17 protein-coding genes are annotated in these 15,005 nt (G+C 32.7%); 8 read left to right on the forward strand and 9 right to left on the reverse strand.

Annotation, left to right across the window (positions count from 1 at the left end; genetic code table 11):
* Positions 1-70: 70 nt before the first annotated feature.
* Positions 71-2,200 (forward strand): tetratricopeptide repeat-containing hybrid sensor histidine kinase/response regulator, encoded by a 2,130-nt coding sequence (locus BUE95_RS00165; RefSeq protein WP_084530203.1) that lies wholly within the window; start codon positions 71-73, stop codon positions 2,198-2,200.
* On the opposite strand, the gene BUE95_RS00170 is transcribed toward BUE95_RS00165, so the two are convergent.
* Genes BUE95_RS00170 through BUE95_RS00185 form a run of 4 tightly spaced genes read right to left on the reverse strand, consistent with a single transcriptional unit; the run spans position 2,175 to position 4,487 of the window.
* Complete coding sequence (locus BUE95_RS00170) at positions 2,175-2,987, reverse strand: purine-nucleoside phosphorylase (RefSeq protein ID WP_073580302.1); 813 nt, start codon at positions 2,985-2,987, stop codon at positions 2,175-2,177. The two genes, BUE95_RS00165 and BUE95_RS00170, sit on opposite strands and share 26 nt — an antisense overlap.
* Positions 2,959-3,972, reverse strand: coding sequence for a tetraacyldisaccharide 4'-kinase (gene lpxK, locus BUE95_RS00175; RefSeq protein ID WP_073580304.1), 1,014 nt, complete (start codon positions 3,970-3,972; stop codon positions 2,959-2,961). The genes BUE95_RS00170 and lpxK overlap by 29 nt, the downstream gene beginning before the upstream one ends.
* A 3-nt stretch (positions 3,973-3,975) precedes the next feature.
* Entirely contained in the window at positions 3,976-4,257 is a 282-nt protein-coding gene (locus tag BUE95_RS00180; protein WP_073580306.1) for a Txe/YoeB family addiction module toxin, read from the reverse strand.
* Positions 4,233-4,487 (reverse strand): DUF2683 family protein, encoded by a 255-nt coding sequence (locus BUE95_RS00185; RefSeq protein ID WP_073580308.1) that lies wholly within the window; start codon positions 4,485-4,487, stop codon positions 4,233-4,235. The genes BUE95_RS00180 and BUE95_RS00185 overlap by 25 nt, the downstream gene beginning before the upstream one ends.
* 111 nt (positions 4,488-4,598) lie before the next feature.
* Between BUE95_RS00185 and BUE95_RS00190 the strand changes: the two genes are divergently transcribed.
* Positions 4,599-5,714, forward strand: coding sequence for a Nif3-like dinuclear metal center hexameric protein (locus BUE95_RS00190; RefSeq protein WP_073580310.1), 1,116 nt, complete (start codon positions 4,599-4,601; stop codon positions 5,712-5,714).
* Between the two features lie 2 nt (positions 5,715-5,716).
* Positions 5,717-6,496, forward strand: coding sequence for a zinc ribbon domain-containing protein (locus BUE95_RS00195; RefSeq protein ID WP_073580312.1), 780 nt, complete (start codon positions 5,717-5,719; stop codon positions 6,494-6,496).
* 60 nt (positions 6,497-6,556) lie between these two features.
* Here BUE95_RS00195 and hisS read toward each other — a convergent pair whose 3' ends face one another.
* Entirely contained in the window at positions 6,557-7,927 is a 1,371-nt protein-coding gene (hisS, locus tag BUE95_RS00200) for a histidine--tRNA ligase (RefSeq protein WP_073580314.1), read from the reverse strand.
* Positions 7,928-7,983: 56 nt separating this feature from the next.
* On the reverse strand, positions 7,984-8,346 hold the full coding sequence (locus tag BUE95_RS00205; RefSeq protein ID WP_073580316.1) for a four helix bundle protein: 363 nt from the start codon (positions 8,344-8,346) through the stop codon (positions 7,984-7,986).
* 155 nt (positions 8,347-8,501) lie between these two features.
* Between BUE95_RS00205 and BUE95_RS00210 the strand changes: the two genes are divergently transcribed.
* Positions 8,502-9,743, forward strand: coding sequence for an ABC transporter permease (locus BUE95_RS00210; protein WP_073580318.1), 1,242 nt, complete (start codon positions 8,502-8,504; stop codon positions 9,741-9,743).
* A 106-nt stretch (positions 9,744-9,849) separates the two neighbouring features.
* Here BUE95_RS00210 and prmC read toward each other — a convergent pair whose 3' ends face one another.
* Positions 9,850-10,731, reverse strand: coding sequence for a peptide chain release factor N(5)-glutamine methyltransferase (gene prmC, locus BUE95_RS00215; RefSeq protein ID WP_073580320.1), 882 nt, complete (start codon positions 10,729-10,731; stop codon positions 9,850-9,852).
* A 41-nt stretch (positions 10,732-10,772) separates the two neighbouring features.
* Positions 10,773-11,249, reverse strand: a complete 477-nt coding sequence (locus tag BUE95_RS00220; protein WP_073580322.1) for a GNAT family N-acetyltransferase — start codon at positions 11,247-11,249, stop codon at positions 10,773-10,775.
* Between the two features lie 81 nt (positions 11,250-11,330).
* Between BUE95_RS00220 and ribD the strand changes: the two genes are divergently transcribed.
* Genes ribD through BUE95_RS00240 form a run of 4 tightly spaced genes read left to right on the forward strand, consistent with a single transcriptional unit; the run spans position 11,331 to position 14,466 of the window.
* The gene (ribD, locus tag BUE95_RS00225; protein ID WP_073580324.1) at positions 11,331-12,389 is read left to right on the forward strand and encodes a bifunctional diaminohydroxyphosphoribosylaminopyrimidine deaminase/5-amino-6-(5-phosphoribosylamino)uracil reductase RibD; all 1,059 of its coding nucleotides are present in this window, start codon (positions 11,331-11,333) and stop codon (positions 12,387-12,389) included.
* Positions 12,382-12,984: an HAD-IA family hydrolase gene (locus tag BUE95_RS00230; protein ID WP_073582318.1), complete on the forward strand. Its 603-nt coding sequence runs from the start codon at positions 12,382-12,384 to the stop codon at positions 12,982-12,984. The genes ribD and BUE95_RS00230 overlap by 8 nt, the downstream gene beginning before the upstream one ends.
* 6 nt (positions 12,985-12,990) lie before the next feature.
* A complete protein-coding gene (locus BUE95_RS00235) occupies positions 12,991-13,851 on the forward strand; it encodes a DMT family transporter (protein ID WP_073580326.1) in 861 nt (286 codons plus the stop codon).
* Positions 13,852-14,466 carry an IMPACT family protein gene (locus BUE95_RS00240; protein WP_073580328.1) on the forward strand — a complete coding sequence of 205 codons (615 nt, stop codon included), beginning with the start codon at positions 13,852-13,854 and terminating at the stop codon, positions 14,464-14,466.
* On the opposite strand, the gene BUE95_RS00245 is transcribed toward BUE95_RS00240, so the two are convergent.
* The gene (locus BUE95_RS00245) at positions 14,463-14,873 is read right to left on the reverse strand and encodes an acyl-CoA thioesterase (RefSeq protein WP_073580330.1); all 411 of its coding nucleotides are present in this window, start codon (positions 14,871-14,873) and stop codon (positions 14,463-14,465) included. The genes BUE95_RS00240 and BUE95_RS00245 overlap by 4 nt on opposite strands.
* Positions 14,874-15,005: the final 132 nt, after the last annotated feature.

Here is a 15,005-nt window from a genome sequence, read left to right on the forward strand (position 1 = left end):
CACTATTACAGTTTTTTTTCTATTCATCCAACTCTCTTTTACGCAAACTGTATTTAGAGAAAACGCCACTATGAATGATAGTATCGATTATTATTTAGAAATTGGATTGTTTAATAAAGATGAGAAAAAATTTTACAACAAAGCAATCGATTATACTGAAAAAGCAATTGAACTAGCACGAGAAAAAAAAAACAACTCAAAACTCACCGAGTGTTATTTGCAATTAGCTACTATTTATTATGATATTGAAAAAAATGATTTAGCTATAGATTATTATATCAGAGCTATAAATGGATATAATAAAAATTTCCCTCTGACTAACTTAGCGCTTTCTTATTATGGTTTGGGTAAATGTTATCTTAGAAAAGACAATATACGGGTAGCCGAAATTTATTTTGAGAAGGCAGCTCTTTTATATAAAAAACTAAACTTCACTGAAGCAATAGAGCTTATTAATTTGCAGAAAGGAATTATTCAAAAAGAAAAGAAAAATTATTCAGAATCAAAAAAAATCATTCAATCTGTAGTCAATAAATTAGAAGACGATGCTTTTTCAAGCACCAAAACAGAAGCCTTTTTTCAACTTGGCGAAATTGAAATGAAACAAAATGAATATGCAAAAGCAATTCTTTTTTACAAAAAAGCTCTCGAAATCAATGAAAAGAATAATGTTGATGTAGAATCAAAGAAAAAGTTATTTAAACAATTAAGCGAGGCACATGAAAAAAACAAAAATAATTTTGAAGCTTTTACCTATTTAAAAAAGTTTACCCGTTTAAACGATTCTATTGAAAAAACCTTTATTAATTATGATTCTGAAAACATGATTGATAAAAGTCAGTTTGACGAACAATTAAAAACCATTGAACAGCTCGACAAGGAAAAAAAGAGCCAACAAAAAACCTTACGTTTTTCTAAACTAATCAGTATCCTAAGTATCGCATTAATTTCTATTTTATCACTCTTAAGTTTATCGCTATATCGAAATAACAAGATAAGAATTAGCACTAATAAATTATTAAAAGAGAAAAATAAAGAATTATTAGCTGAAAAAGAGCGAACCGAACTTGCGTCAAAAGCGCGCGCCGATTTTCTCTCAACTGTAAGTCACGAACTAAGAACACCATTAAATGCTATTAATGGGATTACTTATCTATTACTACAAGAAAAGCCAAAAGCAAGTCAATTGAACTACCTGAAATCACTCGAATTCTCTGGAAACTACTTGCTGAATTTCATAAATGATATCTTAGAAATCAATCGGTTAGAATCGGACAAAGTGGTAATTGAAAAGATTGATTTTAACTTAATCGAACTTACCGAGAACATTGTTAACTCATTTCAAGAGTTTATTCATGAAAACAATATCAATTGTCATTTAGATATCGATAAATCGATTAATTATAATCTAAAAGGAGATCCTACCAAATTATCTCAAATTTTAATTAACCTGCTCAATAATGCCATTAAGTTCAGTGTAAATGGGGATGTTTGGCTTACAATCAAACAAAAAAATGAAACCCATAATGGTATTGTTACCCTATATTTTGAAGTGAAAGACAATGGTATAGGTATTCCAAAAGAAAAGCAAAAAGCTATTTTTGATAGTTTTAGTCAGGGTTCCGTTGAAATCAATCGAACCTATGGCGGAACTGGTTTAGGACTCTCTATTGTTAAGAAGATTTTGGAATTAGTCAACAGTGAAATTCATTTAACTAGTGAATTTGGTGAGGGAAGTACCTTCTCGTTCGAATTAATTTTTGAGAAGGGAGCCAATAAAATCATAAAAGAGGATGCCGAAAACTACCTCAATATATTCACCTCAAAAAAGATTCTTTTGGTTGAAGACAATAAAATAAACCAAATGATAACACAAAAAATGTTGGAGAAAGTGGCTATTGATTGTAAAATTATTGATAATGGTGAGGATGCAATTGAAGACATAAAGGTTAACAATTACGATTTAATTTTAATGGATGTACACCTTCCTGGCATCAATGGAACTGAAGCTACAACTGAAATTAGAAAATTTAATTCTACCATTCCAATTATTGCATTAACAGCAATCTCTCTTAACGAAAACAGAGAAATGCTGTTGTCTTTTGGCATGAATGAAGTAATTACAAAACCTTTTGAACCTAAACATTTCTATAAAATTATAGCCCAATACCTAACTAATCCCTTGCTATCAGATTCTTAATTAAATTTCTTACGTGAGGTTCCGCTTTTTTAGCCGCTTCTAAGACCTCATCATGATTCACTTCCTCGATATTGTCTTCATCCCCCATATCGGTAATAACAGAAACACCAAAGCATTCCATATTCATGTGACGCGCAACAATAACCTCGGGTACGGTTGACATACCAACACAATCAGCGCCCAACGCTTTTACCATTTTATACTCCGCAAGCGTTTCAAATGTTGGTCCTTGCAATCCCAAATAAATTCCTTTTTTCAAATCGATGTTAAGTTCTTTGGCTAATTCAAATGCTTTAGCATTCATCGCTTTAGAATACGGTTCGCTCATATTTACGAATCTTGGCCCAAAACGCTCATCGTTATGACCGCGTAATGGATGTTCGGGCATCATGTTGATGTGATCTGTAATCACCGCAACATCCCCTACCTTATACGCAGGATTTACGCCGCCCGAAGCATTCGATACAATTAATTTTTCAACGCCCAAAAATTTCATTACACGAACAGGAAATGTTACTTGCTTCATGTCGTAGCCTTCGTAAAAATGGAAACGACCCTGCATTGCCACTACTTTTTTTCCTTGGATTGTTCCAAAAACTAAAGCGCCTTTGTGACCTTGAACTGTTGAAACAGGAAAATTTGGAATTTCAGTATAAGGCAAAACAAATGCAATGCTAATATCTTCTGTAAATCCACCTAATCCCGAACCTAGAATCACACCGTATTGTGGTGTAAAATTAGTTTTATTCTTAATGTAATTAACTGTTTCCTGAACTTTGTCCCACATAATCTTGTATCGTTTTATCAATGTTTGTTTTTAAGAAAACTGATTTTATTGGTAAATAGAACAATTGCTTCGTAGGCAATAATCCATTTAAACGAACAAAATCTTTTTCTGTCGTAATTATTTTTCTTCCGTTGGCTTTAGCTAAAATTTGTTCACAATCTTGCTGTGAAAAATGATGATGATCCGGGAAAACCAAAATTTCATTCTTTTCATTTTTTAGAAAATCGAAGAATAATTTTGGTTTTGCAATTCCTGCCACCAATACTTTACTTTCGGTTTGAATTTCGGAAACTAACAATTGCTCATCATTACCAAAAACAAAATCGTCGTATTGAATCGTGGTGAAGAAAACTTGCTGTTTTACCTTTAACTTTTCTCTGATTTTCTGCTGCGCAAGTTCGGACAAATCCTTTGGACATTTTGTGACAATTATCATATCTGCGCGTTTTTTTCCAGAAGAGGGTTCCCGTAAATTTCCGAAAGGCAAAATGTAATCGTCGCAAAATAAATCGTCGTAAGCAGTTAATAAAATATATAAACCAGCTTTTACTTTTCTGTGCTGAAAAGCATCGTCTAATAAAATGACGTCTGGTTTATTTGGAAGTTGTAGTAATTTTTCAATTCCGTTTTTACGATTGGCATCAACAGCTACTTGAATATTTGGGAATTTTGAATAAAACTGAAAAGGTTCGTCACCAATGGAAACTGCAGTTGCATTTTCATCAGCCAAGATAAAACCTTCGGTGGTACGTTTATAACCGCGACTCAAAACTGCCACTTTATACTTTCCAGAAAGTAATCGGATTAAATATTCGATTTGAGGGGTTTTTCCGGTGCCGCCAACGCTTAAATTTCCAACAGCAATAATTGGAATTTCAAATTCATTAGCTTTAAAAATATTTTTATCATATAGCCAATTTCGAATATAAGTAATGAGCCAGTAGAAAAAGGCTAAAGGGAAAAGTATTTTTCGAAGGAAATTCATAGGTTATTTATCAGAATAATGCCCCATTGCAGAAACTATTGTTACTGTAACGATATTTTCTTCGACTTTATAAATCATTCTGTCTTTTTGATTTATTTTACGCGACCAATACCCTGAAAATTCATATTTTAAAGCTTCGGGATTTCCATAACCTTCAAAAGGATTATCAGTTAATTCTACCATAATTTTCTCTATGGCTTTAATTGAATTTTTATTACCTGACTTTATATGATTATCAATATCTTTTTGAGCAATTTTAGTTACTTTAAGCCTAAACTTCCCCATACATCGTTAGGATCAATAGTTACACAATCACCATTTTTAATATTTTCCTCAGCTTTTTTCATTTTTGCAATAAAAGCATCGCTGTAAATACTCTTTTCTTTTTTAGGTTTTTTATCATCGGACTTAACAATCTCAACGTCTTTACCTTCGGCAAAAAAAGTCTTAGCAAATTCTAGGAAAGCCTTACCTTTTTTTGAACGCTCGTTTATTTTTATGGTTATTGTTGTCATGACAGATTAATTTGTTTTACAAATATACAAAAACCGTGCTAATATATTTTCTGTCAAAAATCATAATATAAACGAATTGCTTTTTTATCTTTGATATATAAATTTAAACAAATGAAACTTTCCAATATACTTTCTGTTCTTGAAGAAATGGCACCACTAGGTTATGCCGAAGATTTTGATAATGTTGGACTTTTAGTTGGGAATCCAAATCAGGAGATTTCAGGCGTTTTAGTTTGTCATGATGCGTTAGAATCGGTGATTGATGAAGCGATTTCAAAAAAATGTAATTTAGTAGTATGCTTCCACCCTATTTTGTTTTCGGGAATTAAGAAAATCACGGGGAAAAATTATGTGGAACGCGCGATTTTGAAAGCGATTAAAAATGATATTGCCATTTATGCCGTTCATACTGCTTTGGACAATCATCAAAAAGGCGTGAATAAAATTTTCTGTGATGCACTAGGTTTAAAAGATTCAAAAGTTTTAATTCCGAAAGAAAATTACATTCAAAAATTGGTTACCTATACGATTCCTGAAAACGCTGAAAAATTAAGAAATGCTTTGTTTGATGCTGGTGCTGGAACGATTGGAAATTATGAAGATTGTAGTTTTATTTCTAAAGGAATTGGAACGTATATGGGAAATGAAAATTCGAAGCCAGAAATTGGAGAACGCTTTGAATTTGTAGAAAACGAAGAAATTAAAATCGAGTTGACATTTGAAAAGCATTTACAAGGTAAGATCTTAAAAGCTTTGTTTAAAAATCATGCATACGAAGAAGTGGCTTACGAGATTTATCAATTGGAAAACAAACATCAAAATATTGGTCTTGGCCGCATAGGTATGTTCGATAATTCCCTTTCTGAAACCGAATTTTTACAATTGGTAAAAGAGAAATTGCAATGTGGGGGTATTCGCCATTCAGGTTTTACTGGAAAATCAATAAAAAAAGTTGCTGTTTTAGGAGGTAGCGGTAGTTTTGCAATAAAGAATGCAATTTCCTCAGGTGCAGACGCTTACCTTACGGCCGACTTAAAATATCATCAATTCTATGAGGCTGAAAATCAATTGCTTTTAGCCGACATTGGACATTTTGAAAGCGAAAGATTTACAAAAAACTACATTGTTGATTTTCTTAAAGAAAAAATCACTAATTTTGCACCCAATTCGCTGCAAAGCGGAATTATTTTATCAGAAGAAAATACAAATCCCGTTAAGTACTTTTAAATATGGCAACAATCAAAGAGCTAAGTGTAGAAGATAAGTTAAGAGCCCTTTATGCTTTACAACTAGTTGATTCTAAAATTGACGAAATAAGAAATGTAAGAGGAGAATTGCCTCTTGAAGTAGAAGATTTAGAAGACGAAGTTGCAGGACTTTCTACTCGTTTAGAAAAACTAAAAAGTGATTTAGAAACTATTGACGAGCAAATCAAGGTAAAGAAAAATGCTATTGACGAGCACAAAGCTGCGATTAAAAAATATTTAGAGCAACAAAAAAATGTACGTAACAATAGAGAATTCAATTCTTTAACAAAAGAAGTGGAATTTCAGGAATTGGAAATTCAATTGGCTGAAAAACATATCAAAGAAATGAAAGCTTCTATTGAACACAAAAAAGAAGTAGTTGCTCAAACAAAAGAAAAACTAGACGGTAAGCAAACCCACTTAAAGCATAAAAAAGCAGAGTTAAGTGATATTATGGCTGAAACTGAAAAAGAAGAAAACTTCCTAACAGCGAAATCTGAAGAATTTAGAGGTCAAATAGAAGAGCGTTTAATTGCTGCATATGACAGAATTAGAAATAGTGTAAGAAATGGTCTTGCCGTTGTTTCTATTGAACGTGGTGCGTCTGCAGGATCCTTCTTTACCATTCCACCTCAAACACAAATGGAAATTGCTTCTCGTAAAAAAATCATCACTGATGAACACAGTGGAAGAATCTTAGTAGATGGTCTTTTAGCTGACGAAGAAAAAGAGAAAATGGATAAATTATTTGCAAGTATTTAATTTATACCCAAACATAAAAAAATAGGCTACCTTTTTAAGATAGCCTATTTTTTTATTTCTCTATTTTAGCATCGTGAGTAACGTTTCAAAATTTACTTTTTGTTGCTCACCAGTAGCTAAATTTTTCAAGCCAAACTCTTCATGCTCTAGTTCAGATTCTCCTACAATTACGGCAAATGGAATTCCTCTTCTATCGGCATGTTTGAATTGCTTATCGATTTTTGATTTATCTGGATATAATTCTACTTTGATTCCTTTTTGACGTAATTTACCAATGGCTTTCATAGCATATAAGGCTTCTTTATCACCAAAGTTTAAAAACAAGGCTTTTGAAGTTGCAGTTACAGTTTCCGGAAACAAACCTAGTTCTTCCATTACCAAAGCAATGCGATCTAAACCAAATGAAATTCCAACACCTGACATGTTTTTCAATCCAAAAATACCAGTCAAGTCATCATAACGTCCACCGCCACCAATCGACCCCATTGCCACACCTTTTGGTGCAGCGACTTCAAAAATGGCACCTGTGTAATAATTTAAACCACGCGCTAACGTAACATCTAAATCCAAGAAAGCAGTTTGTAAACCTAAAGTTGTAACGTTATCACAAATGAATTGCAACTCGTTAACACCTTTCATTCCTTCTTCTGAATTAGCTAATAATTTCGCTAATTTTTCTATTTTTTCGTTGATGGTTCCTGTGAAATTGAACAACGGTTGTACTTTTTCAATCGCTGTTTCCGAAATGCCTTTTTCCAACATTTCTTTTTTCACGCCGTCTTCTCCTATTTTGTCTAATTTATCTAATGCTACCGTAAAATCAATCAATTTATCCGAAGCGCCAATAACCTCAGCAATTCCAGATAATATTTTACGATTGTTAATTTTAATCGTAACGCCTCCTAAACCTAACTGACTAAAAACCGAGTCATACAATTGCACCAACTCCACTTCTTGCCAAAGCGAATTCGAACCTACCACATCCGCATCACATTGATAAAACTCTCTAAAACGTCCTTTTTGAGGTCGATCCGCACGCCAAACCGGTTGAATTTGGTAACGCTTGAACGGAAACTCAATTTCGTTTTGGTGTTGCACCACATAACGCGCAAAAGGAACGGTTAAGTCGTAGCGAAGTGCTTTTTCAGAGATTTTACCTGTTAGTTGTTTATAATTTATGGTTTGAAGTTCTTCCATTGGAACTTTATCCAAATAATCTCCCGAATTCAAAATCTTAAAAATCAAGCGATCACCTTCTTCGCCATATTTTCCCATTAAGGTTTCCGAATTTTCAAACGAAGGCGTTTCAATAGGTTGAAAGCCAAATTTCTCAAAATTGGTTTTAATCGTACTGAAAATATAATTGCGTTTCGCCACTTCTGCTGGTGAAAAATCTCGGGTTCCTTTTGGTATGCTTGGTTTTTGTGCCATTTTAAATTTAGAATTTAGAATTTAGAATTCTGAAAATGAGAAATCTAAAAAATAATTTATTTATTATTAATTCTGCTTTTTGTGTTTTTTAAAGTTGTTACAAAAATTGCAGTTAATTCATTTGCTTCATTTAGAAGTTCGTTCAACACTTTTTGATCAACAACATTTAATTCTTGAAGAACTTCTAACCAAAAATGAGATTCATCTGTTTCTTCTAAAACAATATTCATCTTTGATAAATATTCATTATCACTTCTTGCTCGTAAAGAAGCTCTGTAATTTGCCCCAACAGAACTCCCAGATTTCCCCAATTGATTTGCAATAATTCTTGTAGAACTTTTCATTGGTAAATTATCTACCAAATTCAAAATTGAGATTGTAAATGATTTTGTTCGTTTCTTTAAGTCAAATTCTTTCATTAACGAATTATTTTGATGCAAATATCGAATATATTTAGCAGTATTAAAAATCAATTCAGAGATTTAAAATTTCATGATTTTCACTTTCTAAATTCTAAATTCTAAATTCTTACTTCATTTGTGTAACATTTCACTCATACTATAGTCTTATAGGCATGGTAGGATTATTTAAAGAAAACACAAAAATTGCGCTTGATTCTATTAAAGGTCAAGCTTTGCGTACTTCGTTGACGGTAATGATTATTGCTATTGGAATTACGGCTTTAGTTGGAATTCTAACGGTAGTTTCAGCATTAGAGAATACGATTTTGAAAGATTTTGCTTCTATGGGAGCGAATACTTTTTCTATTAGCCAATACGATTTTTCTTCAGAAATCAATCAAAATGATACGGAGCAACGTGTCAATCCTATTATCAGTTATCCTGAGGCAAAATCGTTTCAAGATAAATTTGATTTTCCATTTACTACAACCTCTTTATCTTTTACAGCTGGTTCGGCTGTAGAAGTAAAATATGGCGAAAAAAAGACCGATCCAGAAATTTCTATCATTGGAGTAGATGAAAATTTTTGTCCTAACAAAGGACTAGAAGTAGTTAAAGGAAGGAATTTTAATTCCTTTGATATATCCAATAACAATTATGTTTGTGTATTAGGTTCGGACTTTGAAAAAGGACTATTTGAAAATATTAATCCGTTAGATAAAACCATTTCGATTCGTGGTGCCAAATTCAAAGTGATTGGCGTTTTGAAGGAGAAAGGTTCTACCTTTGGAAATAGTCAAGATTTACGTGTTTTGATTCCAACACAAGTGGCACGTTCATTATTTTCTGCTCCGAATATCAATTACGATTTAGACGTTATGGTTATGAACGAAGGTTTATTAGATGAAGCGGTGGATGATGCAATAATAACGATGCGAAGAGTTCGTAAATTGAGTCCAGTTGAAAAAGATAATTTCGGAATTGAACGAAGCGACGATTTGATTCAAACCTTACTTTCTAATACAGCGGTATTGGCAATTTCAGCATGGGTAATTGGAATTATTACGGTTTTTGGTTCTTCTATTGCATTGATGAACATCATGTTGGTTTCCGTTACCGAAAGAACGCGTGAAATTGGTGTTAGAAAATCACTTGGTGCAAAACGAAGCACAATTGCGTGGCAGTTTTTCACTGAAACATTAGTCATTGGTCAATTAGGTGGCGTTGTTGGAATCATTTTAGGAATTTTAATCGGATTTGGAATTGCATCCGCTATCGGATTTTCATTTACAATTCCTTGGATGGCAATTATTGCCGCATTTATAACAACGTTTATAGTTACCATTGTTTCTGGACTATATCCTGCCATAAAAGCTTCTAAATTAGATCCTGTGGAAGCATTGCGCTATGAATAAAAATTAACTACAAGAAATACAAAGAAGGCACAAATTTTACAAGGTTTTGAAAATAAATCTTCGTGCTACTTTGTGAAAAAACTTTGAGAAACGTTGTGTTACAAACCTAAATCGAACACTTAATCATTCGATCATTACCGTAAATATCTTTTTTCAATTCGATGTTTTTGAACCCTAAATTTTCAAGTAATTCAACCGTTTCTTTTCCTAAATACTGATTGATTTCAAAAAACAACAATCCGTTTGACGACAAGTTTTTCAAAGCCAATTGTGCTATTTTTCTATAAAAAAGTAACGCATCGGTATCTTCTACGAACAAAGCCAAATGAGGTTCGTAGTTCAAGACATTTTTCTTGATTTCTTCTTTTTCCAAATTACGAACATAAGGAGGATTGGAGACGATGATATTGTAAGGTGATGGGTAATGGGTAATGGGCGATGGGAGTTGAGATAAATCTTCAACTTCTAAAATATTGGCTTGAATGAAATTGATCTCGACTTTGTTTGATACGGCGTTTCTTTTAGCAACTTCTAAAGCTTTTTCGGAAACATCAATCGCTGAAACATTTGCTTGTGGTAAATTTGCTTTTAATGAAATAGGAATGCAACCTGAACCCGTTCCAATGTCTAAAATGGTGATAGGTGTTAGGTTTTGGGTAATGGGTGAATTCAAAATCCAATCAACAAGTTCTTCCGTTTCTGGCCTAGGAATTAAGGTATTTTCATTGACTTCAAATCGCAAGCCGTAAAACCAAGCTTCACCTGTGATATACTGAATGGGTTTTTCTTGTTGTAAATCCACTAAAATAGCATTCCATTTTTCAATTGCTGCATCTGAAATTTCAAAATTCGGATTCAAAGCTACATCTACCCGCTTTAAATTATGCAAATATTCCGTTAAGATGAAAAAGAAACTTTCGATTTCTTGTTCGTCTTGAATGTTTTTTAATGAATCGAAAAAATGGCCTTTGTAGTGTTTTAGTAGCATGAGCTAAATTGGTCTTAATTCTTAATACTCAAATCTTGATACTACAACTTCTTCGTCATCCAAACTTCGCAACTATTATGTCCTGTATTACCCATTGGACCATCTATATTTTCAAAACCTATTCGTTTGTAAAGTTTTTGAGCGGTAGTCATGAATGATAAAGTTTCCAAATAACAAATTTCAAAACCTTGATTTTTGGCAAATTCTAAGCATCTTCCGATAATTTTCTCTGCATAACCGGTTCCTCTAATTTCGGGGGCAAAATACATTTTTTGCAATTCACAAACCGAATCATCTCCATTTTCTAGAGGTGCAATACCGCAACCTCCAACCACTTTTCCTTCATTTTCTACCACATAATAAACAGAACGAGGTGCTTGATATACTTCGTACAACGTATCTAAAATTGGATCTGCATAAGCTGTTCCTACTTTAGGCGCATTTAATTCATGAAAAATATCGCGAATTACTTTAGCAATCGACTCATTATCTTTTTGTTGGATTTCTCTTATTATCATAGCTTATTTATTGTCGCACAAAAGTACGCAAATTGGTAGAATCGATTATTAATTCTATCTCAAAAATACTACATTTGTAGTATGACGACACATGAATTTTACATGAGACGCTGTATTGAACTCGCCAAAAATGGTTTGGGAACTACGTATCCTAATCCGTTAGTGGGAAGTGTGATTGTACACGAAGGTAAAATTATTGGCGAAGGTTGGCACAAAAAAGCTGGCGAACCTCATGCAGAAGTCAATGCAGTGAATTCCGTCAAAAACAAATCGTTATTGAAAGAAGCTACGATATATGTGAGTTTAGAACCGTGCAGTCATTTTGGAAAAACGCCTCCCTGTTGTGATTTAATTATTGCGAATGAAATTCCGAATGTTGTAGTTGGAACCGTTGACCCATTTGCAAAAGTGGCTGGAAATGGCATAAAAAAACTAATTGAAAGCGGCAAAAATGTAACCGTTGGAATTTTAGAAGAAGAATGTAACGAACTCAACAAACGCTTTTTTACTTTTCATCAAAAGAAAAGACCTTATATTATTTTAAAATGGGCGGAAACCGCTGATGGATTTATTGCGCCTGAGATCCTGAAACCCGTTCAGCATGACAAGTTGAAACCTGTTTGGATTACAAATCAATATTCAAGACAATTGGTTCATAAATGGCGTACGGAAGAACAAGCAATTTTAGTGGGTACAAATACGGTTTTAAACGATAATCCAAAATTAGATGCACGTGATTTTTCAGGAAATAATCCCGTTCGAATTGTATTAGACAAATCAGGAAAAATTTCAAAAAACTATCACGTTAAAGATACTTTACAAAAGACAATTTTTATTACGGAAAGCGAAAATTTCATTTCAACTGAAAATTGTATCTATGAAAATGCTATCTTTGATACTCACCTCATTTCTTCAATTTGTTCGATTTTATACCAAAACGATATACAATCCGTTATAATTGAAGGAGGAAGTAAAACACTACAATCCTTCATAGATGTGAATTTATGGGATGAAGCAAGAGTTTTCAAAGGAGACATAACATTTCAAAACGGCACGTTAGCCCCAAATATTTCCGGAAATCCGGTTGCTAGTTTTGACATAATGAATGATGAACTTAAAATTTTCAAGAATTATGATTGAAGCAATTATTTTTGATTTTGGCGATGTTTTTATTAACTTGAACAAACAAGCTATTGACTCTGAGTTTAGAAAATTGGGGTTAACTGCTTGGCATGACGATTTAGATGTTTTAAATAAAAAGTATGAAATTGGAAAAATTGATGAATACGAATTCATGCTAGGATTCCAAAAGTATTTACCCAATGCTGAATTGACTGAAATTAGAGCAGCTTGGAATTCTATATTAGGAGATTTCCCATTAAAACGATTGGAGTTTTTGCAAATGATAGCTTCTAAATACCGCTTATTTCTTTTAAGCAATACTGATCATACGCATATTGAAAAATTTGAGCACAACGAAGGACAAACCTTTGCTCGTGACTTTTATAGTTGTTTTGAAAAAGTTTATTTTTCATACGAAATCGGAATTCGCAAACCAGATGAAAATGTTTTTAAATACCTAATAAACAATCATAATTTGAATCCAAAGAAAACCTTATTTGTAGACGACAAAAAAGAAAATACAGATGTTGCAGAAAAATTAGGCTTTCAAGTTTGGAACATTCAACCAGAGCTTGAAGATGTTACGCAATTATTTGATAAAATACTAATTTAATCCATTGTGGCCTACTTACTTCTTAGCATTATATTCAATGCTTCTCTTTTTGTTATTATTAAACTGTTTGCTAGATTTAATATAGATGCTTTACAAGCTTTAGTAGTAAATTATTTTGTAGCTTCTTTAGTTGGTTTTTTATTTCTTGACACCCCTATAGTTCCAACCGAAATTATCAGTCAATATTGGTTAAAAGGAAGTATTCTTTTAGGTTTTATTTTTATAGCTACTTTCTATGCTACAACACTAACATCACAACGAAATGGGCTTTCTGTGGCCTCAGTAGCTTCGAAAATGTCCATAATAATTCCGATTACTTTAGGTGTCATCTTATATAATGAAAAGCTTGGCTTCGTCAAAATTACGGGAATTCTTTTAGCCCTGATTGCTGTTTATTTCACTTCCAAAAAAGAAACAGGAGAAGTCCAACAATCTTCAAACCTACTCTATCCAATTTTAGTTTTTATTGGTGCTGGAACCATAGATGCTAGTTTAAAATACTTACAAACATTTCATGTTCCATCGGAAAAAATAGGTTTGTTTTCATCAATAACTTTTTTTTGTGCTTTTAGTGTTGGAATTCTAACCCTTATCTTTCTGACCATTCGTGGTAAAATCAAATTTTCGGCAAGGTCTATTTTAGGAGGAATTGCACTAGGCTTACCCAATTACTTTTCTTTGTATTATTTAGTAAAAATGTTAGAGGCAAAAGCTTTTCAAAGTGCCACTTTGTTTACTATACATAATATTTCTATCGTTTTAGTTTCTACATTTGTAGGCATTCTTTTTTTTAGCGAGCGGATTTCTCTTCGTAACGCATTTGGAATTGGATTAGCTTTATTTGCTTTATTTTTAGTTACCTATTAAATGGATTTCTCAGAAAAAGACACCTACAAAACCATTCTCACCCCTTCAGAAGAGGTGTTGTATAAAGAAAAGAACAGTAAGTTCTTTGGCTATGCTTTTCCCGTAACTACAGAAGAAGAAATTAAAGAAATCATAGACCGTTTAAGAAAAGAGCATTTTTCAGCACGTCATTGGTGTTATGCCTATCAAATTGGTACAGAAAAAATTCAATATCGTGCAAATGATGACGGCGAACCAAACAATAGTGCCGGGATGCCTATCTACGGGCAAATTCAGTCCTTTGATGTCACAAATATATTGGTTGTTGTGGTTCGTTATTTTGGAGGTGTAAAACTTGGGGTTGGTGGCTTAATTTCAGCATATAAGATTGCGGCACAAATGGCATTGGAAAATTCGGAAATTATAGAAAAAACTATTGACAAACATTTTATCATTTCATTTGGATACGCACACATGAATAAAGTAATGCGAATCATTAAAGAAAAAAACCTACGAATCGTTTCTCAAAAAATGGAAATGGAATGCGAAATCGAAATAACTACTCGAAAAAAAAATGTCCAAAATTTATTGGACATTTTTGAAAACTTATACGAAATAAAAGTTACTGAAATTTAAACTTCTAGAAACGAATTAATCTTCTCAGAAACATACTCTGGTGGCAAAATTGGACGACCCGTTTTCATGTCAACAAACACCAACATAGAATAACCTGTTGTTAATAACTCATTCGCTTCATTATAGATTTCATAGTCAAATTCTATCTTTACAGAAGTCTGACTTTTTAATATTGTCTTAACAGTTAACAAATCATCATAACGCGCTGGTTTTTTGTAATTCATAGTTAATGAAACTACTGGAAGCATTACGCCATTATCCTCCATCCACTTATAAGAAACCCCTAAATTTCTTAGCCATTCCACGCGTCCCATCTCAAAATACTGTGCATAATTTCCATGATAAACTACTCCCATTTGATCGGTTTCGGCATAACGCACTCGAACTTGAAATTGATATTCTTTCATATTAAACTACTATTAAATTATTCTTAAAAAATTGCTATACTGTCTTACAATATTTTTTTTTAAAAATCAAGGTTAAAAAAATTTTTTTTACAGAATTTTGTTCACATATTTGCTAACCCAAAACACAAGAAC

This window comes from Flavobacterium cucumis, assembly GCF_900148835.1.
Taxonomy (GTDB): domain Bacteria; phylum Bacteroidota; class Bacteroidia; order Flavobacteriales; family Flavobacteriaceae; genus Flavobacterium; species Flavobacterium cucumis.